We start from the raw sequence: 25,693 nt of genomic DNA on the forward strand, positions 1-25,693 counted from the left end.
CCAACTCCCCGAAACATCCAAGAAGTCAACCTCCGCGACGAAGCCGCCGAACGCAACCGCCGAGCAGAGGCGCAAGCCGAGGAAGTGGCACTGCAGCACCAGGAAAACGCGCGGCGCAACGCCCACGCCGCGTACACCCACGCCTACCGCGTCAAGCGCCTCGAAGAACAGACAGCAGCCTGGCACGAAGCCAAGCGTCTGGCCGAGTACGTCACAGCGGTACGCGAACGCGCCACACCCCTAACCCCCGGACCCGAACGGACTGAGATCAAGGAGTGGCTCACATTCGCCGAAGCCCACCTTCAAGAGCTCATCGCCACCGCCACCACGCCGACACTGCCCACGCCGCCAACACCCAGCAGCGCCGATCTCGCACCGCTCCTCGCCCAGAAGGCGTTTGCAAACCACACTTCCCCTCGTTCACAAATGAGGCCATAACCGACAGAGGCGCACCAAGAAACGGCACAGACGGGGCCGCAGGAATCCACGCCCGACGCCCGCCATCTTCGAGGACGCGCACCTGACGCCCCATCAGAACGTGCGTCAAACGTGCGTCACAAGGGCTCCGCGTGCGTCACTCATGCGTCAAGATATCGCCCGTAACGCACACAGCGCACATAATGCAAAGTCGCCAAAACGGCAGGTCAGCGGCCCTTCTCCACGGGCTCAAGGATCGCGACACATTCAACGTGGTGGGTCATCGGAAACAAATCAAACACCCGCAGAGTCCGCACCCGGTACCCCTCTTCCCCGAAATAGCCGAGGTCGCGGGCCAGGGCTGCCGGGTCGCAGGCGATGTAGGCGATGCGGCGGGGGGTGAGGGTGGTGAGGAGGTGGACGGTGGGGCGGCCGGCGCCGGAGCGGGGTGGGTCGAGGAGGATGAGGTCGGCCTCGGTGATGCCGGTGCGGGGGAGGACGGACTCGACCTTGCCGTGTTCGATGCGTACGCGGTCGAAGTCGCGGAGGTTGTGGCGGGCGTCCTCGGCGGCGCGCTTGGAGGATTCGATGCCGAGGACGGCGCCCTTGTCGCCGAGGCGGTCGGCGAGGGCTCCGGCGAACAGGCCGACTCCGCAGTAGAGGTCGAGTGCGGTCTCGCCCTTGCGGGGCATCAGGCCCTGCATCGCCGCCTCGACGAGCAGGTCCGCGGCCTTCGGGTGGACCTGCCAGAAGCCGCCGTTGCCGACCCGCCAGGTGTGCTCGGCGGCGCGTTCGCGCACGAAGGGGCGGCCGTGGACGCGGTGCACGCTGCCGTCGCCCTCGTGGACCCGCAACACCGAGACGGGGCGGTCGAGTTCGATGAGCGGGAGGCGTCCGCCGGGGCGCGGGGTCAGGATGACCTGGCGGTCCTGGGAGCCGGTCGCCGCGATCGCCTCGACGGTGGCCATGCCGGGCCATTCGCGCTGTTCGACGCCGAGTTCGCTCACCCCGGGGGCCGCGATCAGGCACCGGTCGACGACCTCGACCTCGTGGGAGCGGTGGCGGCGCAGTCCCGCCCGGCCCTCGGCGTCGATCGCGTACTGGACCCGGGTGCGCCAGGCCGGGACCTCGCCCGCGGGGAGCTTGTCGCCGGGGGCGGGGACGACCGTGCCGTCCCAGCCGGCCTGCTCGGGGGTGAGCCCGGCGAGGCGCTGGAGCTGTTCGGCGACGACCTCGCCCTTCAGCCGGCGCTGGGCGCCCGGCTTGGCGTGCTGCCAGTCGCAGCCGCCGCAGCGGCCGGGCCCCGCGTAGGGGCAGGGGGCCTCGACGCGGTCCTTGGCGGGGTCGAGGATCTCCACGGCGTCCGCGCGCAGGTAGCGGGCGCCCTCCTCGCCCTCGGTCACGCGCGCCACGATCCGTTCGCCGGGCAGGGTGTGCCGGACGAAGAGCACCTGCCCCTCGTCGGTACGGGCGATGCAGTGGCCGCCGTGGGCGACCGGGCCGACCTCGACCTCGTACTCCTGTCCCACCAGCGATTTCTTGGGTTCTGACGACATGCGGGGGACTCCAGGGTGAGGGTGGGGGCGCCGGGCCCCGGCGGGGCGGTTCGCCGGGGCGGCGATGGCCGGGCGGCGCAGCCCACCAGTCTAGGTGCGCGCGGCGGCAGCGTTCACCACCCCCGGCCGGAGCTTGGTGAGGCCCCTGCCCCGGCGGGCCTCAGCGCCTGCCGCCGCCCGGCTTCGAGGTGTCCTTCGGGCGCTTCTCGACGGGGCCCCGGCGGACCGAGCCCGGTGCGTTCCAGTCGGCGCGCTTGCGGGCGCGCTTCTTGGCGGCCTCGGAGGACTCCAGCTGGTAGGGCACCGAGGTGACCATCACGCCGTTGGTGAACAGGAGCCTGCCCTTGAGGCGCAGCGCGCTCTGGTTGTGCAGCAGGTGCTCGTACCAGTGGCCGACCACGTACTCGGGGATGATCACGCTCACCGCGTCGCGCGGGGACTCGCGGCGGCGGCTCTTGACGTACTCGATGATCGGGCGGGTGATCTCGCGGTACGGCGAGTCCAGGACCTTGAGCGGGACGTCTATGCCGCGGCGGTCCCACTCGGCCTTCAGGGCCTTGGTCTCCTCCGGGTCGACGTTGACGCTGAGCGCCTCCAGGGTGTCCGAGCGCATCAGCTTGGCGTAGGCGAGGGCGCGCAGGGTCGGGCGGTGGATCTTGGAGACGAGCACGATGGAGTGCACACGGGAGGGGCGGACGATGTCGTCGGCGGGTTCCTCGGGGGCCGAGATCTCCTCGGAGACGCGGTCGTAGTGGCGGCGGATCGCGCTCATCGTGACGTAGAAGATGACCATGCCCAGCAGGGCGACCCAGGCGCCGTGGGTGAACTTGGTGACCAGGACGACGACCAGGACCAAGCCGGTGAAGAAGGCGCCGAAGGCGTTGATGACGCGGGAGCGCAGCATGTGGCGGCGCTTGGCCTGGTCGCGCTCGCTGCGCAGATGGCGGTTCCAGTGCCGGACCATGCCGATCTGGCTGAGGGTGAAGGAGACGAAGACGCCGACGATGTAGAGCTGGATCAGCCGGGTCGAGTCGGCGCCGTAGACGACGACCAGGAGGGCCGCGGCCCCGGCGAGCAGCACGATGCCGTTGGAGAAGGCGAGCCGGTCGCCGCGGGTGTGCAGCTGGCGCGGCAGGTAGCGGTCCTGGGCGAGGATCGAGCCGAGCAGCGGGAAGCCGTTGTAGGCGGTGTTCGCGGCGAGGAAGAGGACCAGGGCGGTGGCCGCGGCGAGGACGATGAAGAAGAACGTTCCGTCACCGAAGACGGCGGCGGCGACCTGTGAGATCACCGGGTCCTGGACATAGCCCTCGCCGACCGGGACGCCGTCCCTGAAGAGGTCCTTCGCCGGGTTCTCGGCCATCCGCACCTTGGAGGCGGCGGCCAGCGCGATGATCCCGCAGAACATGGTGACGGCGAGCAGGCCCATCATCGCCAGCGTGGTGGCGGCGTTCCTGCTCTTGGGCTTGCGGAAGGCGGGGACGCCGTTGCTGATGGCCTCGACGCCGGTGAGCGCGGCGCAGCCGGAGGAGAAGGCGCGCAGCAGCAGGAAGACCAGCGCGAATCCGGCGAGGCCCTGGTGCTCGGGCTTGATCTCGTAGACCGAGGTGGGGGCGCGCAGCGTCTCGTCCATGAGGATGCCCTTGACGGCGCCCCAGACGATCATCAGGAAGACACCGGCGACGAAGACGTACGTGGGGATCGCGAAGAGCTTGCCGGACTCCTTGACCCCGCGGAGGTTCATCAGGGTCAGCAGGACGATGATCGCGACGGCGCAGAGGACCTTGTTCTCCACGACGAAGGGGACCGCCGAGCCGAGGTTCTCCACCCCGGAGGAGATGGACACCGCGACGGTCAGCACGTAGTCGACGAGCAGGGCGCTGGCCACCGTGAGGCCCGCCTTGGGGCCGAGGTTGGTGTTGGCCACCTCGTAGTCGCCGCCGCCGCTGGGGTAGGCGTGGACGTTCTGCCGGTAGGAGGCGACGACGGTGAACATCAGCACCACGACCGCGACCGCGATCCAGGGGCTGAAGTGGTAGGCCGAGACACCCGCGATGGACAGGACCAGGAGCACTTCTCCCGGCGCGTACGCCACGGACGACAGGGGGTCCGAGGCGAACACGGGGAGGGCGATGCGCTTGGACAGGAGGGTCTCCCCCAGCCGGTCGCTGCGCAGTGCGCGCCCGATCAGGATCCGCTTGGGCACGTCGGTCAGTTTGGACACGCAGAGGATCGTATGCGTTGGGCAGAGGCCCTGCCTATCCGCCACCTGCCCGCGACCCGGGCAGCCACCTGACCGTCAGGAAGTGGCCAGCCCCCGCACCTTGCGCCCCGCCTCCCCCGGGGGCCCCGCCCGGCCGTACGGTACGGGGAGGGCGGCGGTGTGCGGCCCGCGGCATAAGCTCGGCTGCGGGGCACCGGCACGAGTCCGTGGCCCGATGTAGCCGCTCGGACCGGGAAAGAAGTGTGAGCAGGGTGTATTCGCAGGTCAACGGCGCGACCAGGACGGGGTACAGGTAGGTGCACATCGTCATCATGGGTTGCGGCCGGGTGGGCTCCGCCCTCGCGCAGACCCTGGAACAGCAAGGGCACACGGTCGCGGTGGTCGACCAGGACCCGACCGCCTTCCGGCGCCTCGGTGCCGGTTTCGGCGGGCGCCGCGTCACCGGCGTCGGCTTCGACCAGGACACCCTGCGGGAGGCGGGCATCGAGGAGGCCGGCGCCTTCGCCGCGGTCTCCAGCGGCGACAACTCCAACATCATCGCCGCCCGTGTCGCCCGCGAGATGTTCGGCGTCGAGAACGTCGCGGCCCGCATCTACGACCCCCGCCGCGCCGAGGTCTACCAGCGCCTCGGCATCCCGACCGTGGCGACCGTGCGGTGGACCGCCGACCAGATGCTGCGCCGCCTGCTGCCCTCGGGCGCCGAGCCCCTGTGGCGGGACCCGACCGGCGGCGTGCAGCTCGCCGAGGTGCACGCGGACGACTCCTGGGTGGGCCAGCGGATCAGCCGCCTCCAGGAGGAGACGGGGGTGCGGGTGGCCTTCCTCACCCGGCTCGGCGAGGCGGTCCTGCCGACCTCGCAGACGGTGCTGCAGGAGGGCGACCTGGTGCACGTGATGATGCGTACGGACGATGTCGAGAAGGTCGAGGCGGCCTTCGCCGAGGGCCCCGAGGAGGGCGGTCACTGATGAGGGTCGCCATTGCCGGAGCCGGGGCGGTGGGCCGTTCCATCGCGGGCGAGCTGCTGGAGAACGGCCACGAGGTCCTGCTCATCGACAAGGCGCCGACCGCGATCTCGGTCGAGCGCGTACCGCAGGCGGAGTGGCTGCTCGCCGACGCCTGCGAGATCACCTCCCTCGACGAGGCCGCGCTGCAGCGCTGCAACGTCGTGATCGCCGCGACCGGCGACGACAAGGTCAACCTGGTCGTCTCGCTGCTGGCGAAGACGGAGTACGGGGTGCCGCGCGTGGTGGCCCGGGTGAACAACCCGAAGAACGAGTGGCTGTTCAACGAGTCCTGGGGCGTGGACGTCGCGGTCTCCACCCCGCGCCTGATGTCCGCCCTCGTGGAGGAGGCGGTCAGCGTCGGCGACCTGGTGCGGCTGCTGCGCTTCAGCCACGGGGACGCCAACCTGGTCGAGCTGACCCTGCCGCCGCAGTCCGCGATCGCGGGCACCCGGGTCGGCGAGGTCCAGTGGCCCGAGGACACCTCGCTCGTCACCATCATCCGCGGGAACCGGGTGCTCGCCCCCTCCCCCGAGGACTCCCTGGAGGAGGGCGACGAACTCCTCTTCGTGGCCGCGCAGGCCCGCGAGGAGCAGCTGGAGGACCTGCTCTCGGTGCGCCGGGAGGACGTGGAGAGCTGAGCCGTACGGCGGGCCCGTACGGGAACGCGAGCGGGGCACCCCGGGTGTGGGGTGCCCCGCTTCTCTGCGTGGGTACGTGTCCGGGCGGGCCGGGACCGCCGCCTCAGGTGTCGCGGCGGTGGCGTGCGCCGGTGCTCTCCGCGGGCCCGGCGGCGGCGTCCTCCCCGGCGGCCTCGGCCGCGCGGCGCTCCTTCTCCGCCTTCTCGGCGGCCTCCTCGGCCTCCATCTCGGCGAAGACGTCGATCGGCGGCGGGGCCTTGGCGAGGAAGAGCCAGGTGAGGTAGACGGCGAGCAGGAAGGGCGGGATCTTCAGGGCCACCAGGACCCAGCCGAGCTGGGTGGTGTCGGCCCACCAGTACAGCGGGAAGAGGATCGCGCACTTGGCGAGCAGGATCAGCCCCCAGGCCCAACTGGCCTTCGCGTACGCGGTCTTGCGGCCGGGGTTGCGGGTGCGCCAGGAGAGGTTCTCCTTGAACACCGGGCCGAGGATCAGGCCGATCAGCGGGACCCCGGCGAGCGTGGTGACGATGTACGCGACGGCCAGGCCCAGGGTGTACAGCATGCCCGGCAGGTAGAAGTCCTTGGCGTTGCCGGTCATCATCGCGAAGACCACGCCGAAGGCGACCCCGAAGACGCCGCTGAAGGCGTGCTTGACGGTGTCCCGGCGCACCAGGCGGACCGCCACCAGGAGCAGCGAGACCGCGAGCGCCGCGATGGCGGAGCTGTGCAGGTCCTTGTTGACGGTGTAGATCGTCACGAAGAGCAGGCCGGGAAGGACGGTCTCCACCATGCCGCGCAGGCCGCCGAAGGCCTCGAAGAGGGCGGCCTCGGTCACGGCCCTGGAGTCGTCCTCACCGGCGGGCCCGCCTTCGTGCGGCTCCCGTTGTGCGGTCGGCTTGTCGAGGGACGTCAAGGGCTACTCCCGTCCGAGCGGTCTGAGTTCGTACTTGGGGTTGAACAGCACCCGGCGGCCGTGGCTCAGCGAGACACGTCCGGAGGCGATCAGCTTGCGCCCGGGTTCGATACCGACGATCGAGCGCCTGCCCAGCCAGACCACGTCCAGCGCGGCCGAACCGTCGAAGAGCTCCGCCTCCAGGGCCGGGACTCCGGCCCGCGGCCGCAGGGTCACCGTGCGCAAGGTACCAGTCACGGTGACGATCTGGCGGTCCCGGCAGTCGTTGATCCGGGTGCAGCCGGCGGTCTCGGCGGCGTCCTCGCGCAGTTCCTCCGACTCCAGGTCCTCCTGGGACGCGGATATGTCCGCGAACCGGTCGAGCATGCGCCGGAACCGGCCACCCGGCCTGGCGGGACGCGAAGAGGCACTCATAAGGGGAAGCGTACCCGCGCGGGCCGGACTCAAGTGAGCGGGTGCGCGCTACTGTGCCACTTCTCGCACCCGGGCTCCCGGGGCCGGCGGACCGCGCGCCGCGGGCCGCGCCTCAGGCGTCGAAGCGGTAGCCCATGCCCGGCTCGGTGACGAAGTGCCGCGGGTGCGCGGGGTCGGCCTCCAGCTTGCGGCGCAGCTGGGCCATGTAGACCCGCAGATAGTTGGTCTCGGTGCCGTACGAGGGGCCCCAGACCTCCTGGAGCAGCTGCTTCTGGCTGACCAGGCGGCCGGAGTTGCGTACCAGGACCTCCAGGAGGTGCCACTCGGTCGGGGTCAGGCGTACGTCGCGGCCGTCCCGGTTGACCTTCTTGGCGGCCAGGTCGACGGTGAAGGTCTGCGCGGTGACGGTGACCGGCTCCTCGCCGGTGCCGGTGGGCTCCGCCCGGCGGACCGCGGCGCGCAGCCGGGCCAGGAGTTCGTCCATGCCGAAGGGCTTGGTGACGTAGTCGTCGGCGCCCGCGTCCAGGGCCTCGACCTTCTCGTCGGAGCTGTGCCGGGCGGAGAGGACAAGCACCGGCACCCGGGTCCAGCCGCGCAGGCCGCGGATGACCTCGACGCCGTCCATGTCGGGCAGTCCGAGGTCGAGGACGACGACGTCCGGGTGGCGGGCGGCGGCGAGGCGCAGCGCCTCGGCGCCGTCGGCGGCCGCGTCGACCTCGTAGCCGCGGGCGCGGAGGTTGATCACGAGGGCCCGGACGATCTGGGGCTCGTCGTCGACCACGAGCACCCGCGTACCCGCGGCGGCGCCCGTACCGGTGGAGGGCTTCGGCATCTGCGCCCGCCTTTCTGTTTCCGTGGTCACGGGGTGACCTCCTGCGGTGATCCGGCGGCGGCCGGGCGGCCGGTCCCGGTGCTGGTGCGGCCGCTCACCGGGCCGCCCGTCCGGAGGGCTCGGCCGCGGCGGGGGGCCGCGGCGCGGGGGCGCGCAGGGTCAGCACCATGGTGAGCCCGCCGCCGGGGGTGTCCTCGGCGGCGAGGGTGCCGCCCATCGCCTCGGCGAAGCCCCGGGCGACCGCGAGGCCGAGGCCGACGCCCGCGCCCCGGGGGGCGTCGCCGTGCCGCTGGAAGGGCTCGAAGATGCGGTCCTTGGCCTCCTCGGGGACACCGGGGCCCCGGTCGACGACCCGCAGTTCCACCCGGTCCCCGAGCGCGCTGGCGGCGACCAGGACCCGGGAGGCGCCGGTGCTGTACTTCACGGCGTTCTCGACCACATTGGCCACCGCCCGCTCCAGGAGCCCGGGGTCGACCGCGACCATCGGCAGCGACTCCGGGATGTCCAGGGCGACGCTGCCCTCGGGTACGCCGCCGAGCGCCATCGGCACCACCTCGTCGAGGTCGATCTCGCGGATCAGCGGGGTGACCGTGCCGGTCTGCAGCCGGGACATGTCGAGCAGGTTGCCGACCAGGTGGTCCAGGCGGTCCGCGCCGTCCTCGATGCCTTCGAGCAGGTCGGCCTGGTCCTGCTCGGACCAGGCGATGTCGTCCGAGCGCAGCGAGCTGACCGCGGCCTTGATCGCGGAGAGCGGGGTGCGCAGGTCGTGGCTGACCGCGGCGAGCAGCGCGGTGCGGATCCGGTTGCCCTCGGCGAGGGCGCGGGCCTGCTCGGCCTCGGACTGCAGGCGCTGGCGGTCCAGGACCACCGCGGCCTGGGCGGCGAAGGCGGCGAGCACCCGGCGGTCCTCGGCGGGCAGCACCCGGCCGGACAGGGCGAGCGCCATGGTGTCGCGCACCGGCATGTCCACATCGGCGTCCTCGGGCCGGACGCAGGGGTTGGGCCCGACGCTGCCCGCGCTGGTCCAGGGGGCGACGTCGCTCTCGCGCTCCAGGAGGGCCACCGAGTCCATGGCGAAGGTCTCCCGTACGCGTTCGAGCAGGGCGTCGAGGGTGGTCTCGCCGCGCAGCACGCTGCCCGCGAGGAAGGAGAGGATCTCCGACTCGGCGCGCAGCCGGGCGGCCTGGTGGGTGCGCCGGGCCGCGAGGTCGACCACCGAGGCGACCGCCACCGCGACCGCGATGAAGACGACGAGGGCGACGATATTGCTCGGGTCGGCGATGGTGATCCGGCGTACCGGCGGGGTGAAGTACCAGTTCAGGAGCAGGGAGCCGACCGCCGCGGAGGCGAGGGCCGGCAGCAGCCCGCCGAGCAGGGCGGCGGCCACGGTCAGGCTGAGGAAGAGCAGGACGTCGTTGGCGAGGCCCAGGTCGGAGTCGAACTCGTGCAGCAGCAGGGCGAGCAGCGCGGGACCGGCGACGCCGATGATCCACCCGGCGATCAGGCGCGGGCGGCCGAGCCGGGCGCCCCGGGTGACCGGGAGCCCGCGGCCCTTGGCGGCCTCCTCGTGGGTGACGATGTGCACGTCGAGGTCGGGCCCCGAGTCGCGGGCCACCGTCATGCCGACCCCGGGCCCGAAGACGTACTGCCAGGCCTTGCGGCGGCTGGAGCCGAGCACGATCTGGGTGGCGTTGACCCCGCGGGCGAACTCCAGGAGCGCGGAGGGGATGTCGTCGCCTATCACGTGGTGGAAGGTGCCGCCGAGGTCCTCCACCAGGGTGCGCTGGACGGCGAGTTCCTTCGGCGAGGCGGCGGTCAGCCCGTCGCTGCGGGCGATGTAGACGGCGAGGATCTCGCTGCCGGAGCCCTTGGCGGCCATCCGGGAGGCGCGGCGGATCAGGGTGCGGCCCTCGGGTCCGCCGGTGAGGCCGACGACGATGCGTTCACGGGCCTGCCAGGTGGAGCGGATGTCGTGTTCGCCGCGGTACTGCTGGAGGTATTCGTCGACCCGGTCGGCGACCCAGAGCAGCGCCAGCTCGCGCAGCGCGGTGAGGTTGCCGGGGCGGAAGTAGTTGGAGAGGGCGGCGTCGACCCGGTCCGGCTGGTAGATGTTGCCGTGCGCCATGCGGCGGCGCAGCGCCTGCGGCGACATGTCGACGAGTTCGATCTGGTCGGCGTGCCGGACCACCTCGTCCGGCACCGTCTCCTGCTGGCGCACCCCGGTGATCGACTCGACGACGTCGCCGAGCGACTCCAGGTGCTGGATGTTCACGGTGGAGACGACGTCGATCCCGGCGGCGAGGAGTTCCTCGACGTCCTGCCAGCGCTTGGCGTTGCGGGAGCCGGGGATGTTGGTGTGCGCGAGTTCGTCGACGAGGGCGACGGCGGGGCGGCGTTCCAGGGCCGCGTCCACGTCCATCTCGGTGAAGGCGGCGCCGCGGTGGCACAGCTCCCTGCGCGGCAGCTGTTCGAGGCCGTGCAGCAGGATCTCGGTGCGCGGCCGCTCGTGCGGCTCGGCGTAGGCGACCACGCAGTCGGTGCCGCGCTCCACCCTGCGGTGCGCCTCGGAGAGCATCGCGTACGTCTTGCCCACACCGGGTGCCGCACCGAGGTAGATGCGGAGCTTGCCTCGTCCCATGGGCCCCATTGTCTTCCCGTGACCACCGCGAACCGTGTGCGGACGGTGCCGACGTTACAGCGGCCAAACCGGGCAAAGACCGGCAGGGGCGGGATGTGCGGGACTCTTTGACGCAACTCTGATGGGCCTCGCGGGGGCGGCCCTGGCGGGGGTACGCGACGGCCGGGCGGCGCGGGGGCCGGGGCCCGGTGGATGACCGCCGGCCGGGCCCCGGCCCCCGCGCGTGCCCCCGCTCAGGCGGTGTTCTCGCCGTGGGTCAGGGTCTCCCAGGCGACGAAGAGGTTGTTGGAACCGGCCGGGCGGTTCTGCTCGGTGAGCCGCTGGGTGTTGGCCATCGGGATGCCGAGCCGCCCGTGCAGGGCGTTGTAGCCGACCTCGGTGACGGGACCGAGGCCGCGCTCGACTCCCCCGCCGCACAGCCAGCCGGGGGGAGCCTCGCCGAGTTCGTACCGGGACTGGAAGCCGAGGGCCTGGCGCAGCCGCTCGCCGACGTCGGTGCCGTAGAGGTCCTCGCCCTGGATGCGGCTGGTCTCGGCGACATGCGAGATCGAGGAGATGCCGTATCCGGTGTGGACGAAGTCGCGGCAGGTCTCCTGGGTGAGCCCGGTGACGAAGGTGCCCTGCCCCTGCCAGTAGGAGACGATCTTCTCCCGGGTGTCGAGGTGCTGGCTGGGCACCGTCTTCGGCAGCTCGCCGTCGGACTCCAGGTAGACATAGGCGGCGGTACGGGTGCGGAAGAGGCCCATCGCCTTGTCGTAGGCGCCCTTGTCCTCCAGGAAGACGGCGATGCCGATCGCGGCCTCGGTCATGGTCAGCTCCCAGTTCCCGTTGGAATTGGAGCCGTTGATGACCTTGGGCAGGTAGACCTCGCGCAGCATGGTGGCGAAGCGCCCGGCGTTCGCCCAGTCACCGGTGTAGGTGTACTTGATGATCTCGGCGGCCCGCGGCCAGACCGATCCGGCCCAGCCGGTCTGCAGCGGGGCGTTGCTGTTGGTGTGGTCCTTGATCGTGGCGGACCAGGCGTCCATCAGCTCGATGGCCTTCCGCGCGTGCCGCTCGTCGCGGGTCAGGTACCAGGCGAGCGCCTGGGTGTACGCGGCGATCGCGTCCTCCCGCTCGTCCGTGCAGCCGTAGTTGGGATCCGAGTACGAGCCGCACTCGACGATCTCGCGGGGCTTGGCGGTCCGGGAGAGCGAGGCGTACGTGCTCGCCATCATCTGGTCGAAGGCGGACTTCCAGGGCTGGGCTCCGGAGCCGACCTTCTCGCGGGCGAGGTCCAGCTGGCTCTTGGAGACCAGGACGCCGGGGTGGGCGAAGTCCGCGGGGGCGGCCTCGGCCCGCTGGGCGCCGGGCAGGCCGAGGAGTCCGGCGGCGAGGGCGAGCAGCACCGCGGCCGCGGTGGCGAGGAAGGCGGGGCGGCGGATGCGGCGGGGGGCGAGCGCGGAAACGGGGTCGCCTGGCATGTGGGGGCCATCCGTTCTCGTAGGGGAACAGCATCTGATGGGTGAACACCGTGCTGGCTCGTGAACCTAGGGAGGCGACCCGGGGGCGTCAAGAGATGAAGGGGCGTTCACAGCCGGGCCGCTTTTCACATTCGAGAAATGGAGGCGCGGGCCGGGCGGGAACGGGCGGCGGGGAGGGAGCGGGCATACGAGAGGGCCGCACCCCGGCTGCGGGGTGCGGCCCTCTCCTGGTCCCCGGTCGGCGCGGGGCCGATCCGGGGACGGTGCCTCTGCGGACCTCGGTGGTCTGGGGGTCTCAGCGGACCTCGGTGATCTCCGGGCCGCGGGCCAGCTGGCCCATGCCGCCGGAGAAGCGCGAGGTCGCCTGGTCCTCCTGCTGCACGCCGCCCTCGGCCACCATCTGCGCGTCCTCGGGCAGCTTCAGGACGATCGGGTCGCGGGGCGCCATCGGACCCTCGCCGCGGACCACCACGGTGTCCCGGAAGATCTGCTCCAGGAGCCCGGCGGCCTGCGGCTGGACCGCGCCCTGACCGGAGATCACCCCGCGCAGGAACCAGCGCGGGCCGTCCACGCCCACGAAGCGCACGACCTGGAAGCCGCCGGTGCCGTCCGGCAGCTTGACCGGGACCTGCGCGCGCAGCTCCCAGCCGAGCGGGCCCTCGACCTCGTCGATCACGCCGCCCTGCTGGGTGATGCCGGTGGCGATCTCCTCGCGCACCTCGCCCCAGATGCCCTCGCGCTTGGGAGCGGCGAAGCCCTGGAGCTGGATGGCGCTGTCGCGCAGCACGACGGTGGCCGCCACGATGGCGTCCCCGGCGACCTCGACCCGCAGCTCCATGCCCTCGACCCCGGGCACGAAGAGACCGCCGAGATCGACCCGGCCCTCGGCGGGGCTGGTCACCTCGGTGCTGTCCCAGGGCCCGTCGGGGCGGGGCTCCGGCTCCAGCCGGACCCGTTCCTCGGCCTCGTCCGCCGCGACGTCGTCGACGTCGACCTGCTCGGCCTCGCTCGCCGCCTCCGCCTCAGCGGACTCCTTCTTGTTGCGACGTCCGAACACGTCACTGTCCTTCCCGGTCGGATACGACCGATGCGTATCGATTCCCGCCCTCTTGCCCGCCGTCTCCCGGCAGGACCTCGGTCCGGCCCGGGTGAGCCCCCACGCCCACGGCGGCGTGACCGCCGGTGGACCCGAAGCCCCCTTCGGCCCGCACCGATCCGGGAAGTTCCGCCACCTCGCGGAAGCGGACCCTCTCGACCTGCTGGACGACCAGTTGGGCAATCCGGTCGAACCGCTCGAACCGCACGCTCTCGCGCGGATCGAGATTCACCACGATCACCTTGATCTCCCCACGGTACCCGGCATCAATCGTCCCCGGGGCATTCACCATGGCGACTCCGCAGCGGGCGGCGAGACCGGAGCGGGGGTGCACGAAGGCCGCGTACCCCTCGGGCAGCGCGATCGCCACCCCGGTGGGCAGCACCGCGCGCTCCCCGGGCGCCAGTTCACAGGGCTCGGTGGTGCGCAGATCGGCCCCGGCGTCGCCGGGCAGCGCGTAGGCGGGCAGCGGCACCTCCGGGTCGACGCGGCGGATGCGCACCTCCAGGCCGGCGCTCACGGGTTCACCTCGAAGGCGCGGGCCCGGCGGACCTGGTCGGGGTCGTTCATGGCGGCGTTGATCTCCTCGGAGCGGCCGTTCTCGATGAAGTGCTCGACCTTGACCTGGATGAACAGGGCGTCCGCGCGGACCGCGACGGGTCCCTCGGGGCCGCCGATCCGCCCGGTGGCGGTCGAGTAGATCTTGCGCCCGGCCACCGCCTTGATCTCGGCCTCCAGGTGCAGCACCGAGCCGACCGGGACGGGCAGCTTGAAATCGGTCTCCAGGCGGCCGGTGACGGCGATGGCGCGCAGCAGCCAGTTCAGGGAGCCGAGGGTCTCGTCGAGCGCGGTGGCGAGGACCCCGCCGTGCGCGAGCCCGGGGGCGCCCTGGTGGACCTCGCGGACGGTGAACTCCGCGGTCACGCGCAGGCCTTCACCCGCCCGTGCCTCCAGGTGCAGACCGTGCGACTGGCCCGTACCGCAGCCGAAACACCGACCGTAGTGGGAGCCGAGCAGCTCACCGGGCGCGGGCGCCTCGGGGTGGCGGTCGGGGACGACGGCGTAGGAGGGCGGGGTAAGGGCTGAAGTTGTACCACTCACAGGCCGAGACCTTACCCCGCGGCGGACGCCGGGCGCCGCCCCGCCCGGCCCCGCATTCCGCGCCGTGCGCACGGGACTTCGGGCCGCCGCCGCCCGCCCGCTCCGGCACCGCGCTCCCGCCCGCCCCGGGCGCCGCGGGGACCTCGCCACCGCCGCTATCCGGCCGCGTGCCAAGCTTGGCTCATGCAGCCTGCCGCCACGCCCTACGAAGAACGTCTGACCGCGCCCCGCTCGTGGTGGGCGATCGCGGCCCTGGTCGGGATCGCGGGCGGGCTGATGATGCTGCCCTTCGGTCCGCTGGCGCTGCTCGGCGGGCTGGTGGCGGGCGTGGCGGTGACGGCGGTGGTCGTCAGCTCCTACGGTGCGGTGCGCATCCGCGTCGTCCAGGGCTCGCTGATCGCGGGCGAGGCCCGCATCCCGCTGACCGCCCTCGGCGAGAGCCATGTCATGGACGCCGCGGAGTGCCAGGCCTGGCGTACGCACAAGGCGGATCCGCGGGCCTTCATGCTGCTGCGCGCCTACGTCCGCACCGGCCTGCGGGTCGAGGTCACCGACCCCGAGGACCCGACGCCGTACCTCTATCTCTCCACCCGCCACCCCGAGCGGCTGGCGGCGGCGCTCGGCGAGGTCCGCGCCTCCTGAGGGGCGGGGCGTTGGGCGTCAGCCGCCGAGTTCGCGCGGCAGGTTCGTGAGGTCGAGGGCCGCGGGCGGCTGCTCCAGCGGGCCGAGTCCGGCCAGCGCGTCCCAGGGGACCTGGCGGCGGCGCAGGTCCTTGCGGATGCGCTCGGCGAGCTTGCGGGTGTCGCGGCGGTTCATCATCGCGCCGACGGTGGCGCCCACCATGAAGGGCATCAGGTTCGGCAGATTGCGCACCATGCGCTTCATGATCTGCTGGCGCAGCTCGCGCTTCATCTGGCTGCCGAGGGCGGCGTTGAAGGTCGACGGCTTGGTGACGTCGATGCCGCGCTCCTCGGACCAGGAGTTCAGGTAGGTCACGCTGCGCTCCTTGAGGTTGCCCTCCGGACGCTGGCCGTAGACCTCGTACAGCTCGGCGATGAGCTTCAGCTCGATGAGGGCGACACCGCTCACCTCGGCCGCGAGTTCCGCGGGCATCGCGGGCGGCACCGGCAGCATCGCCGCGGCCCCGATTCCGGCGCCCACGGTGGAGGTGCCGTTGACCGCGCCGGCGACGAGCTTGTCGGCGATCTCCTCGGGGCCGAGCCCGGGGAAGTGCCGGCGCAGGGTCGCCAGGTCGCGTACAGGGATGCGCGGGGCGGTCTCGATGAGGCGGTCCGCGAGGTGGCCGATGCCCGCCTTGGCGAGGCTGCCTCCTCTGCGTACCCCCTTCTTCACGGCCGCACCGCGGCCGCCGGACCCGGATGGTCGGTCCAGGTCTGCTCTCTCGTCCGCCACGCGCTCCAGGGCGGCCCCCGTGCCGCTGTCCGGGGAATCCCCGGAGGCGGCGGATGGTGCAGGCGCGAGCGAGGCCTCCTGGCCCCGCTCGTCGTCACGTGCGCCGCCGGACTGGTCGCCCTCTGCCTCCTGCCGCCCTCGGAAGAAGCGCTTGCGGGGCGGGGTCGAACCGGTCACGGCATGTCCTTCGCGTATCAGTCGCAGTCCCGGCAGATCGGCTGACCGTTCTTCTCCCGCGCGAGCTGGCTGCGGTGGTGCACCAGGAAGCAGCTCATGCAGGTGAACTCGTCCTGCTGCTTGGGCAGGACGCGGACGGCCAGCTCTTCGTTGGACAGGTCCGCGCCGGGGAGTTCGAGCCCCTCGGCGGCCTCGAACTCGTCGACGTCGACGGTCGAGGTGGACTTGTCGTTCCGCCGCGCCTTGAGCTCCTCGATGCTGTCCTCGTTGAGGTCGTCATCGGTCTTGCGTGGCGTGTCGTAGTCGGTTGCCATATCGCTCTCCCCCTCTGGGTGTCTGCGGTGTCTCCAGCGCACGTAACGCGTGAGAGGCCGGACTTGTGCCCGACCTGAGGCGGAGATTTTGCCTCACATCAAGGTCTGTTACTCAATCGACACCCGACCGGACTCCCCGCGGGTGATCGGCTTGGGTGGCGAACGGGACCGTACACGGTCGCGATCTCGCACTTCACAGGGGCCACCCCCGTGTACTTCCCGTGATCAGGACCCCCGGAAACCCGGATCTTCCAGGCCTTCCGGCCCGGTGAGCGCACACGGAGAGTACAGGTGAACTCCGCTCTGTTGTGAGTGATCACACAGAATCCGGAAAGGTTGACAGGCACGGAGATTTCGCTGAAAGCGAAAAATGTCCCCCGGGAGCCGCGCCGCTCACAGCGGCAACGTGACACGCATCACCAGTCCCCCGCCCTCCCTCGGCTCCGCGTAGATCTGCCCGCCGTGGGCCCGGGTGACCGAGCGCACGATGGACAGGCCGAGCCCCACCCCCTTGTCGCTGCCGGTCCGCTCGGTGCGCAGCCGCCGGAAGGGCTCGAAGAGGTTGTCGATCTCGTACGCCGGGACCACCGGGCCGGTGTTGGCCACCACGAGCACGGCCTGCCCCTGAGCGGCCTCGGTGGCGACCTCCACCCAGCCCGGCTCGGCGGTCTTCGCCTCGCCCCGCGGATCCGCCGGGACGTTGTAGCGCACGGCGTTCTGCACGAGGTTCAGCGCGATCCGCTCCAGCAGGACGCCGTTGCCCTGCACGATCACCGCCTGGCGGCTGCCGCGCAGCTCGATGTCCTTCTCCTCGGCCTCCGCGCGCACCTGGTCGATGGCCCGGGAGGCGACCTCGGCCAGGTCCACCGGCTTGCGCTCGACGATCTGGTTGTCGCTGCGGGCGAGCAGCAGCAGCCCCTCCACGAGCTGCTCGCTGCGCTCGTTGGTGGCGAGGAGGGTCTTGCCGAGCTGCCGCAGCTCCGGCGGCGCGGAGGGGTCGGAGAGCTGCACCTCCAGCAGGGTGCGGCTGATCGCGAGCGGGGTGCGCAGCTCGTGCGAGGCGTTGCCGACGAAGCGCTGCTGCGCGGTGAAGGCCCGCTGGAGCCGCTCCAGCATGTCGTCGAAGGTGTCCGCCAGCTCCTTCAACTCGTCGTCGGGACCGTCGAGTTCGATCCGGCGGGCGAGGTCGGAGCCGGCCACCTGCCGGGCGGTACGGGTGATCCGGCCGAGCGGCGAGAGGACCCGTCCCGCCATGGCGTAGCCGAAGGCGAAGGCGATCACGCTGAGGCCGAGCAGGGCGAGCAGCGAGCGGCTCAGCAGGTCGTCCAGGGCCTCCTGGCGCTGGTGGTTCACGCACTCGTTGAGCGCCTGGTTGAACGCGTCCTGGGAGCCGGTGGCGGAGACCAGCGCCGGACAGGCGTCGCTGGAGACCCGCAGCACGGTGCCCTGGACGATCTTGAACGGGAGTTCGTTGCCGACGTGGACGGCCTGCGCGGCGAGCAGGTAGATGATCGAGAGCAGCAGGATGCCCGCGATCAGGAACATGCCCCCGTAGAGCAGGGTGAGCCGTATCCGGATGGTCGGGCGCAGCCAGGGGAAGGGCGGGTCGACGCGGCGGGGGTCCCAGTTCGGGCGCGGCGGGGTCCCCGGGGGCGTGGGCGCGGAGCTGACCACGGGCTCAGATCCGGTAGCCGGAGCCGGGCACGGTCACGATGACCGCCGGTTCGCCGAGCTTGCGGCGCAGGGTCATCACGGTGACCCGTACGACATTGGTGAAGGGGTCGGTGTTCTCGTCCCAGGCCTTCTCCAGGAGCTGCTCGGCGGAGACCACGGCGCCCTCGCTGCGCAGCAGCACCTCCAGGACCGCGAACTCCTTCGGGGCGAGCTGGATCTCCTTGCCGTCGCGGAAGACCTCGCGGCGGTTGGGGTCCAGCTTGATCCCGGCGCGCTCCAGGACGGGCGGCAGCGGCAGGCTGGTGCGGCGGCCGAGCGCCCGGACCCGGGCGATCAGCTCGGTGAAGGCGAAGGGCTTGGGCAGGTAGTCGTCGGCGCCGATCTCCAGGCCCTCGACCCGGTCGCTGACGTCCCCGGAGGCGGTGAGCATCAGGACCCGGGTGGGCATGCCCAGCTCCACCAGGCGGCGGCAGACGTCGTCGCCGTGGACGAGCGGCAGGTCGCGGTCGAGGACGACCACGTCGTAGTCGTTGACCCCGATGCGCTCCAGGGCGGCGGCACCGTCGTAGACGACGTCTACGGCCATGGCCTCCCGGCGCAGTCCGGTGGCCACCGCATCGGCGAGCAGCTGCTCGTCCTCGACCACGAGTACGCGCACGTGACGTCCTTCCTGTGGGACCGCGCGGGGCGGCCCCGGCTCCGGGGGTGAGCCTCCATCCTGCCCCTTTCGGCCATAAACCGGCGGTAAGGCGGGAGGGCGGCCCGAGGGCGGGGTCCGGACCGCCGCGGCGCAAGGGTCGCGCCCCGGACGGGGGAACGGGCGCAGATTTTCTTGCGGAGGCGAGGTTTCCGTCCAAGACGGCAGGGGGAAGACGACTGCACACCCGCGATCAGGCTTCCGCTGTGGCGTACCCACGAACCGCTTTCCGCAGGGCGGGGCAGCCGTGATCGTCCCCATTGGGCACACCCCCGTGCCACCGACCACGACCCAGGACGAGGGGGCGCAACCATGGACGCTTTCACCACGGGACTTCTGCAGCGCATAAGGGCGACCGAGTCCGACCTCCACCGGGCCCGGGAGACGGGCGACGACTTCCTCGTCGAGGTCGAGCAGTCCGAGCTGGACGATCTGCACCGGCTCGCCGCCGATCACGGAGTGGAGCTGGACGTACAGCACGCCTGAGCCGTCGAGGCGCGACCCACGCGGGGGCAGGGCCCCGGCACCGGAGGGCTTCCGGTGCCGGGGCCCTGCCCTGTGCCGGGGTCCCGCGCGCCGGGTCTCAGTCGTCGTGCCAGGCGCCCAGCTCCTCGAGGCGCTGCTGCAGGGCTTCGAAGAGTCCGGGCGGCGCGGCCACCGTCAGTTCGCCGGAGGCCGCCTGCCCGGGGCGCCCGCCGGTGAGGGCGCCCGCCTCCCGGGCGATGAGGTCGCCGGCCGCGATGTCCCAGGGGTTGAGCCCGCGCTCGTAGTACGCGTCGAGCCGGCCGGCCGCCACATCGCACAGGTCGATGGCGGCCGAGCCGCCGCGCCGGATGTCGCGCACCCGCGGCACGAGCGCCCGGACCACCTCGGCCTGCTTCGCACGCCGCTCGGCGAGGTAGCCGAAGCCGGTGCCGACCAGGGCGAGGGCGAAGTCGGGGGCCGGGCGGACCCGGATCGGCCGGTCGTCGAGGTAGGCGCCCCCGCCGAGCACGGCGCGGCAGGTCTCGCCGCGCATCGGGGCGTGGACCACCCCGACCAGCGTCTCGCCGTCCTTGCGCGCCGCGATGGACACGCACCAACTGGGCAGCCCGTAGAGGTAGTTGACGGTGCCGTCGACGGGGTCGATCACCCACTGGACGCCGCTGGTGCCCTCGACGCTCGCGCCCTCCTCGCCGAGCACCCCGTCCTCGGGCCTGCGCTCGGTGATCAGCGAGGTGATCATGCGCTCGGAGGCGAGGTCCATCTCGGTGACGACGTCGACCGCGCTGGTCTTGGTGGCGGCCACGCCCAGGTCGTCGGGGCGGGCGTCGCGCAGGAAGTCGCCCGCGCGGCGGGCCGCCTCCAGGGCGATGTCGAGGAGTTCGGCCCTCAGCTGGTCGGTCACTCGTTTCCTCCGGCCGGTCGTACGGGGTGGATGTGCGGGCCGGGCGGCGCTGCCCGGCCGGGGAGGGGTGCGGATCCGGCGGATCCGGGCCGCCCTCGCCCAGGCTCTCAGGCGTAGGGGCCCTCGGCTCCGGCGGCCGCCGGGCGGGGGGTCCGGGCCGGGCAGCAGCCGACCGGGCACAGGTCGTGGCTCGGGCCGAGTGTGCCCAGGGCGCAGCGCTCGACCGGCTGCCCGCGTTCGGCGGCGGCGCGCTCCAGGACCAGTTCGCGCACCGCGGCGGCGAACCGCGGGTCGGCGCCGACGGTGGCCGAGCGGCGCACCGGCAGGCCGAGCTCGGCGGCCTTCTGGCGGGCCTCGGTGTCCAGGTCGTAGCGGACCTCCATGTGGTCCGAGACGAAGCCGATGGGTGCCATGACCACGGCGGGCGCCCCGGCCGCGTGGACGGACTCCAGGTGGTCGCAGATGTCGGGCTCCAGCCAGGGGATGTGCGGGGCGCCGGAGCGCGACTGGTAGACGAGCCGCCAGGGGTGGTCGACGCCGGTCCGCTCCCGTACCGCCCCGGCGATCAGGCGGGCGACCGCCAGGTGCTGGGCCACGTAGGCGCCGCCCTCGCCGTGCGCCTCCTCGGGGCCGGAGGTGTCGGCCGCGGCGGTGGGGATGGAGTGCGTGGTGAAGGCGAGGTGGGCGCCCTCGCGCACCTCGGCGGGCAGCTCCGCGAGGGCGGCGAGCACCCCCTCGGTCATCGGCTCGACGAAGCCCGGGTGGTTGAAGAAGTGGCGCAGCTTGTCGACACGGGGCAGCGGCAGCCCCTCGGCCTCCAGGGCGGCCAGCGACTCGGCGAGGTTCTCGCGGTACTGGCGGCAGCCCGAGTAGGAGGCGTAGGCGCTGGTCGCGAGGACGAGGACGCGCCGCCGCCCGTCGCGGACCATCTCGCGCAGGGTGTCGGTCAGATACGGCGCCCAGTTGCGGTTCCCCCAGTAGACGGGGAGGTCCACGCCGTGCTCCGCGAAGTCCTCGCGCAGCGCGGCGAGCAGCTCGCGGTTCTGCTCGTTGATCGGGCTGACGCCGCCGAAGAGGAAGTAGTGCTGCCCGACCTCCTTCAGCCGCTCCCGGGGGATGCCGCGGCCCCGGGTGACGTTCTCCAGGAAGGGCACCACGTCCTCGGGGCCTTCGGGGCCGCCGAAGGAGAGCAGCAGCAGGGCGTCGTACGGACCGGGATCGCGCTCTGGGGACATGGCAGAGATCCTGCCACCCGGCCCGCGCCCGACCGCAGGCGACCGGCCCGGGCGGCGCCTTGGCTTCCCCGCGCCCGGCACCCGGGAGGGCCGGACCGGTAGCGGGCCGAAGGCCGCGAAAGGGCACATGAGTATGATCCAGCAGCGAACCGGCGGGTCACACGGGCGCCGGTCTCGGTGCCCCTCGTCGCGAGCCGCGGGTCCCAGGACCCGTCCGGGGGGTACGTGCCATGCGCGCGCGGCGCGTCGCGACCCGGAGGGACCTCACCACATGCCGAAGAACAGCGGTGCCTGGCGCAACTGGGCCGGGAACGTCGTCGTCCGCCCCGCGCGGGAGGTCACCCCCGCCTCGGTGGAGGAGCTGCGCGAGGCGGTGGCGGCGGCCGCCGCGGACGGGCTGCGGGTCAAGGCGGTCGGCACCGGGCACTCCTTCACCGCCGCCGCGGCCACCGACGGAGTGCTCGTCCGCCCCGAACTGCTCACCGGGATACGCGAGATCGACCCGGCGGCGGGCACGGTGACCGTCCTGGCCGGGACCCCCCTGAAGCGCCTGAACCGGGCTCTTGCCCGCGAGGGGCTCTCGCTCGCCAACATGGGCGACATCGAGGAGCAGACCGTCGCCGGGGCCCTCGCCACCGGGACGCACGGCACCGGCCGCGAGACCGCCTCGCTCGCCGCCCAGGTCCGCGCCCTGGAACTGCTCACCGCCGACGGCGAGCTGCTGCGCTGCTCCCCCGAGGAGAACCCGGAGCTGTTCGCCGCGGCGCGCCTCGGACTCGGCGCCCTCGGCATCGTGACGGCGCTCACCTTCGCGGTGGAACCGCTCTTCCTGCTCACCGCCCGTGAGGAGCCGATGAGCTTCGAGCGGGTCACCGCGGAGTTCGACCAGCTGCACGCCGAGAACGAGCACTTCGAGTTCTACTGGTTCCCGCACACCGGCAACTGCAACACCAAGCGCAACAACCGCAGCGCGGGACCGGCCGCCCCGGTCGGCCGGGTCCGCGGGCTCCTGGAGGACGAGGTCCTCTCCAACGGCGCCTTCCAGCTGGTCAATTCGCTCGGCCGGGCGGTCCCGGCGACGATCCCGCCGCTCGCCCGGTTCGCGAGCACCGTCCTCTCGGCCCGGACCTACACCGACATCCCTCACAAGGTCTTCACCAGCCCCCGCCGGGTCCGCTTCATAGAGATGGAGTACGCCCTCCCGCGCGCCGCCCTGGTGGAGGTGCTGCGCGAACTCCGCGCCCTGATCGAGCGCTCCGGGCTGCGGGTCAGCTTCCCGGTGGAGGTGCGCACCGCGCCCGCCGACGAGGTCTGGCTCTCCACCGCCTCCGGCCGCGAGACCGCCTACCTCGCGGTGCACCTGTACCGCGGCACCGCCCACCAGGCCTACTTCGGCGCCGCCGAGCGCCTCTTCACCGCCCATGGGGGCCGCCCGCACTGGGGCAAGATCCACACCCGGAGCGCCGAGTACCTCGCCGCGGCCTATCCGCACTTCGGCGAGTTCACCGCCCTGCGCGACCGCCTCGACCCCGGCCGCCTCTTCCAGAACGACTATCTGCGCCGGGTACTCGGCGACTGAGCGGGGCGCCCGGCTGCCCGCCCCGGCCGCCCGCCTCGGCCGCGGACCCTCGCCACCCCTAGCGCCCCGAGGCCGAAGTCCCCTGCCCGGCGGGCGACTTGCCGCTCTCGCGGGGCTCGCCGGTGGCCTTGCCGCCGCTCGGTTCGGGCGCGGGCGTCGAGTCGCCGTCCCCCGGTACCTCCGGTGAACTGCCGTTCGGATCGCTCTCCCCCGGCCGCTGCGGCTGACTCGCCCCGGGGGAAGGCGTGTTCGCCCCGTCCTCCTCCGGAGCGCCTTCCTTCCCCGGCGTCTCCTTCTGCTCCGGAGGGGGCGAACCGCCGTCCTGGCTCCCCGAGTCCGAGGGCTCCTCGCCGGTGTCCGCGGGCCCCCGGGGCGCGGGGTCCGAGCGGTGACCGCCGCCGGAGACCACATCACCGACCGTGGTGCCGCCGCGCCCGCCGTCCAGGCTCTGGCCGGAGACGAGTTCGTACGCGGTGATCCCGCCCATGGTGAGCGCGAAGACCGCCGCGGTGGCGAGGAGCGGGCGCTTCAGGGAGGCGCGGCGGGCGCGGTGCACCGAGGGGGCGCCGAAGCCGTGGTCCGGGCGGGGACCGTCCGGTTCGCCGGACCTGCCGTCCCGGTACGGCGGTTCGGCCTCCCCGTACCGCGCGCTCCCCGGCTCCGACCCGGCGACATGCGGGCTCGGGGCGGCGCCCGTGAGCAGGCGGGTGGCGTCCCGGCCCGGGTCCTCCCCGGGCGCCGACTCACCCGGGGGGAGCCCGGGGACAGGTGTGCGGTCGCCGCCGGGTTCCGGGGTGACCTGCGGCAGCAGGCGGGTGCGGTCGGCGGCGGGGTCGCGCAGCAGCCGGGTGCCCCCGGCCGCCGCACCCTCGGCGGCGGCGGTGCTCCAGGTCGTCAGGGCGGGCGGGCCGCTCGGCAAGGGGGGCGGGGCGGGATCAGGCCGGAAGGTGGGCGGTACCGGTTCACCGCCCGAAGTCACCGGCACCTGGCGGGACTTGGGCTTCGCCTGGACGGCCACCTCGCGGATCTGCTCGCCGGTGCGCCGGAAGAAGTGCTGGAAGAGGGTGCCGCCGCAGGTGGCCACCACGCTCACCACACCCGCGCCCAGGATCGTCCCGTAGACCCCGAGGTTGGCGGCCAGTTTGGCGGCGACCACCGCCGCCACCGCGCCGCCCGCGACCTGCGGCAGGTTCAGGTCGAGCCGGCGCTTGCGCCCCGCCTCCTCTTCCTCCTCGGCCGCCGGGCGCCCCGGCGCCCCGGCCCGGGCGCGGCCACCGCCCGGCGGCTTCCGGTCCCTCTCCGGCATCCCTCGCATATCTGACCCTTGCCTGCCTTTCTCGTCGAAGTGCATGGGCTCCGGGAGAAAGGGACGTACGGGCGAAGTCCGTAGTTCCGATTACGGCGATTACGTGAAGAACGCCACGGACCGTGACGGCCGAATCAGGGCCCCGCGCGGTCAACTGCCGCCCCCCGCGAGAAGTTCGGTGGCGCGCCGCCCCACCGACATGGCACGAATGGAGTAGTGTGACGAGCCCTGGGTCAGGTCTCCCACCAGGGTGACGGGGGCTCGCCAGGGCCGCCAGGAGGGAGACTCGTTGCACAGGGTGACCTGCCCGGTCACCGAGCGTTGCGAACTGGTAACCGTGCCATAACGGCGGTCCAGGGCCCACGCCCGACACGCCGGGCAACTCGGCAAGGTTGTGGCAGGCTGCACCCGGGCAGGCCACACTCGACTAGCGGAAGCAGCGACGCAGGTGACGTCGGCAGGCACCACCCGGGAGGTCCCCATGCCCGAACTGCGTGTCGTGGCCGTCTCCAACGACGGCACACGGCTGGTGCTCAAGGCTGCGGACAGCACGGAGTACACGCTTCCCATCGACGAACGGCTCCGCGCTGCCGTGCGCGGTGACCGTCCGCGCCTCGGGCAGATCGAGATCGAGGTGGAGAGCCACCTCCGCCCCCGTGACATCCAGGCGCGGATACGAGCCGGTGCCACCGCCGAGGAGGTCGCCCAGCTCGCCGGTATCCCTGTCGACCGCGTGCGCCGCTTCGAGGGCCCGGTCCTCGCCGAGCGCGCCTTCATGGCCGAGCGCGCCCGCAAGACCCCGGTGCGCAGGCCCGGCGAGAACACCGGCCCCCAGCTCGGCGAGGCCGTGCAGGAGCGCCTGCTGGTCCGCGGTGCCGAGAAGGACACTGTGCAGTGGGACTCCTGGCGCCGCGACGACGGCACCTGGGAGGTCTGCCTGGGCTACCGGGTGGCCGGTGAGGCGCACACCGCGAGCTGGACGTACGACCCGCCCCGGCGGCTCGTCCAGGCCGTGGACGACGAGGCCCGCTCGCTGATCGGCGAGTCCGACGACCTCGCCGAGCCGGAGCCGAGCTTCCCCTTCGTCCCGCGGATCGCCCGCCTGCCCAGGGACCGGCCGCTGGACCGGGACCGCCCGCTGGACCGCGGACTCGACCGGCAGCTGCCGCCCGCCTCCCCGCCGCCCGCGCCGGAGGCGGAGGAGTCCACGACCGCGACCGCCGGGACCGACCAGGGCCGCGACTCGCTCACCAGCCTCCTGGAGGCGGTGCCGAGCTTCCGCGGTGACCTGGTCGTGCCCGAGCGTCCGGCTCCGGCCGCCGCCGAGCACACCCCGGAGGACGAGCCCGAGGAGGAGCCGGAGGCCGAGGAGCCGCCCGCGAGCGCGGCCGGAGCCGGTGCCGCCTATGCGGACGTGCTCATGCCGCGCGCCGTGGCCAGCCACCGCGACCGCCTGGTCGGCTCCACCGACCGCCAGGCGGAGGCCGACGGGGTGCGTCCCGGCCGCCGGGCCGCGGTGCCCAGCTGGGACGAGATCGTCTTCGGCACCCGGCGCAAGAAGGAGTAGCGGTCCGGCCCTCACCAGGGCCGGACCCCGAGCGGTCGGCACATGACCGCG

The 25,693-nt window shown here is 72.7% G+C and carries 24 protein-coding genes; 7 read left to right on the forward strand and 17 right to left on the reverse strand.

Translation table 11 applies throughout. The features are described 5' to 3' along the window. The first annotated feature begins 84 nt into the window (after window positions 1-84). Window positions 85-438 (forward strand): hypothetical protein, encoded by a 354-nt coding sequence (locus tag MID12_RS04815; protein ID WP_263165074.1) that lies wholly within the window; start codon window positions 85-87, stop codon window positions 436-438. A gap of 206 nt (window positions 439-644) precedes the next feature. Here MID12_RS04815 and MID12_RS04820 read toward each other — a convergent pair whose 3' ends face one another. After that, a complete protein-coding gene (locus MID12_RS04820) occupies window positions 645-1,973 on the reverse strand; it encodes a class I SAM-dependent RNA methyltransferase (RefSeq protein ID WP_263165075.1) in 1,329 nt (442 codons plus the stop codon). 160 nt (window positions 1,974-2,133) lie between these two features. Next, window positions 2,134-4,194, reverse strand: a complete 2,061-nt coding sequence (locus MID12_RS04825) for an APC family permease (RefSeq protein ID WP_263165076.1) — start codon at window positions 4,192-4,194, stop codon at window positions 2,134-2,136. 296 nt (window positions 4,195-4,490) lie between these two features. On the opposite strand from MID12_RS04825, the gene MID12_RS04830 reads away from it, so the two are divergent. Together MID12_RS04830 and MID12_RS04835 are read left to right on the forward strand one after the other, a co-directional pair. After that, window positions 4,491-5,159, forward strand: coding sequence for a potassium channel family protein (locus MID12_RS04830; RefSeq protein ID WP_040247302.1), 669 nt, complete (start codon window positions 4,491-4,493; stop codon window positions 5,157-5,159). Further along, entirely contained in the window at window positions 5,159-5,836 is a 678-nt protein-coding gene (locus MID12_RS04835) for a potassium channel family protein (protein ID WP_040247305.1), read from the forward strand. The genes MID12_RS04830 and MID12_RS04835 overlap by 1 nt, the downstream gene beginning before the upstream one ends. A 103-nt stretch (window positions 5,837-5,939) precedes the next feature. Here the strand turns inward: MID12_RS04835 and MID12_RS04840 are convergent, their stop codons facing one another. The 8 genes from MID12_RS04840 to MID12_RS04875 all read right to left on the reverse strand — a co-directional run bounded on the left by MID12_RS04840 (window position 5,940) and on the right by MID12_RS04875 (window position 14,293). Then, window positions 5,940-6,749 (reverse strand): DUF3159 domain-containing protein, encoded by an 810-nt coding sequence (locus tag MID12_RS04840; protein WP_263165077.1) that lies wholly within the window; start codon window positions 6,747-6,749, stop codon window positions 5,940-5,942. A gap of 3 nt (window positions 6,750-6,752) precedes the next feature. Beyond that, complete coding sequence (locus tag MID12_RS04845) at window positions 6,753-7,163, reverse strand: OB-fold nucleic acid binding domain-containing protein (RefSeq protein ID WP_078844757.1); 411 nt, start codon at window positions 7,161-7,163, stop codon at window positions 6,753-6,755. Window positions 7,164-7,275: 112 nt separating this feature from the next. Further along, window positions 7,276-7,995, reverse strand: a complete 720-nt coding sequence (locus MID12_RS04850) for a response regulator (RefSeq protein WP_052482150.1) — start codon at window positions 7,993-7,995, stop codon at window positions 7,276-7,278. A 94-nt stretch (window positions 7,996-8,089) separates the two neighbouring features. After that, window positions 8,090-10,633, reverse strand: a complete 2,544-nt coding sequence (locus tag MID12_RS04855) for an ATP-binding protein (RefSeq protein WP_040247313.1) — start codon at window positions 10,631-10,633, stop codon at window positions 8,090-8,092. A gap of 233 nt (window positions 10,634-10,866) precedes the next feature. Then, a complete protein-coding gene (locus tag MID12_RS04860; protein ID WP_263165078.1) occupies window positions 10,867-12,096 on the reverse strand; it encodes an alginate lyase family protein in 1,230 nt (409 codons plus the stop codon). A gap of 295 nt (window positions 12,097-12,391) precedes the next feature. After that, window positions 12,392-13,153 carry a DUF3710 domain-containing protein gene (locus tag MID12_RS04865; protein WP_040247319.1) on the reverse strand — a complete coding sequence of 254 codons (762 nt, stop codon included), beginning with the start codon at window positions 13,151-13,153 and terminating at the stop codon, window positions 12,392-12,394. Between the two features lies 1 nt (window position 13,154). Continuing rightward, window positions 13,155-13,712, reverse strand: coding sequence for a dUTP diphosphatase (gene dut / locus MID12_RS04870; RefSeq protein ID WP_263165079.1), 558 nt, complete (start codon window positions 13,710-13,712; stop codon window positions 13,155-13,157). Next, the gene (locus tag MID12_RS04875) at window positions 13,709-14,293 is read right to left on the reverse strand and encodes a PaaI family thioesterase (protein WP_263165080.1); all 585 of its coding nucleotides are present in this window, start codon (window positions 14,291-14,293) and stop codon (window positions 13,709-13,711) included. Before MID12_RS04875 ends, dut begins: the two co-directional genes overlap by 4 nt. 183 nt (window positions 14,294-14,476) lie before the next feature. Here MID12_RS04875 and MID12_RS04880 point away from each other — a divergent pair, with 183 nt between their 5' ends. Beyond that, window positions 14,477-14,935, forward strand: coding sequence for a DUF3093 domain-containing protein (locus MID12_RS04880; RefSeq protein WP_040247325.1), 459 nt, complete (start codon window positions 14,477-14,479; stop codon window positions 14,933-14,935). Window positions 14,936-14,953: 18 nt separating this feature from the next. Here the strand turns inward: MID12_RS04880 and MID12_RS04885 are convergent, their stop codons facing one another. From MID12_RS04885 to MID12_RS04900, 4 genes are all read right to left on the reverse strand, one after another. Further along, a complete protein-coding gene (locus tag MID12_RS04885; RefSeq protein WP_040247327.1) occupies window positions 14,954-15,883 on the reverse strand; it encodes a hypothetical protein in 930 nt (309 codons plus the stop codon). A 17-nt stretch (window positions 15,884-15,900) separates the two neighbouring features. Then, a complete protein-coding gene (locus MID12_RS04890) occupies window positions 15,901-16,197 on the reverse strand; it encodes a DUF4193 domain-containing protein (protein ID WP_003951337.1) in 297 nt (98 codons plus the stop codon). Between the two features lie 393 nt (window positions 16,198-16,590). Continuing rightward, window positions 16,591-17,871, reverse strand: a complete 1,281-nt coding sequence (locus tag MID12_RS04895; RefSeq protein ID WP_040247337.1) for a sensor histidine kinase — start codon at window positions 17,869-17,871, stop codon at window positions 16,591-16,593. Between the two features lie 4 nt (window positions 17,872-17,875). Continuing rightward, a complete protein-coding gene (locus MID12_RS04900) occupies window positions 17,876-18,529 on the reverse strand; it encodes a response regulator transcription factor (RefSeq protein ID WP_040247340.1) in 654 nt (217 codons plus the stop codon). 351 nt (window positions 18,530-18,880) lie between these two features. Here MID12_RS04900 and MID12_RS04905 point away from each other — a divergent pair, with 351 nt between their 5' ends. Beyond that, window positions 18,881-19,054, forward strand: a complete 174-nt coding sequence (locus tag MID12_RS04905; RefSeq protein ID WP_163011103.1) for a hypothetical protein — start codon at window positions 18,881-18,883, stop codon at window positions 19,052-19,054. 97 nt (window positions 19,055-19,151) lie between these two features. On the opposite strand, the gene MID12_RS04910 is transcribed toward MID12_RS04905, so the two are convergent. Together MID12_RS04910 and MID12_RS04915 are read right to left on the reverse strand one after the other, a co-directional pair. Further along, window positions 19,152-19,955 (reverse strand): inositol monophosphatase family protein, encoded by an 804-nt coding sequence (locus MID12_RS04910; RefSeq protein WP_040247342.1) that lies wholly within the window; start codon window positions 19,953-19,955, stop codon window positions 19,152-19,154. Between the two features lie 107 nt (window positions 19,956-20,062). Beyond that, on the reverse strand, window positions 20,063-21,190 hold the full coding sequence (locus tag MID12_RS04915; RefSeq protein ID WP_263165081.1) for a ferrochelatase: 1,128 nt from the start codon (window positions 21,188-21,190) through the stop codon (window positions 20,063-20,065). Window positions 21,191-21,461: 271 nt separating this feature from the next. Between MID12_RS04915 and MID12_RS04920 the strand changes: the two genes are divergently transcribed. Then, window positions 21,462-22,769 carry a D-arabinono-1,4-lactone oxidase gene (locus MID12_RS04920; RefSeq protein WP_040247349.1) on the forward strand — a complete coding sequence of 436 codons (1,308 nt, stop codon included), beginning with the start codon at window positions 21,462-21,464 and terminating at the stop codon, window positions 22,767-22,769. A 58-nt stretch (window positions 22,770-22,827) separates the two neighbouring features. Here MID12_RS04920 and MID12_RS04925 read toward each other — a convergent pair whose 3' ends face one another. Then, window positions 22,828-24,075 (reverse strand): hypothetical protein, encoded by a 1,248-nt coding sequence (locus tag MID12_RS04925; RefSeq protein WP_263165082.1) that lies wholly within the window; start codon window positions 24,073-24,075, stop codon window positions 22,828-22,830. Window positions 24,076-24,556: 481 nt separating this feature from the next. Here MID12_RS04925 and sepH point away from each other — a divergent pair, with 481 nt between their 5' ends. Beyond that, window positions 24,557-25,642, forward strand: coding sequence for a septation protein SepH (sepH, locus tag MID12_RS04930; protein ID WP_263165084.1), 1,086 nt, complete (start codon window positions 24,557-24,559; stop codon window positions 25,640-25,642). Window positions 25,643-25,693: the final 51 nt, after the last annotated feature.

The sequence above is a fragment of the Streptomyces sp. SCSIO ZS0520 genome, from assembly GCF_025643355.1.
Lineage (GTDB): Bacteria > Actinomycetota > Actinomycetes > Streptomycetales > Streptomycetaceae > Streptomyces > Streptomyces physcomitrii.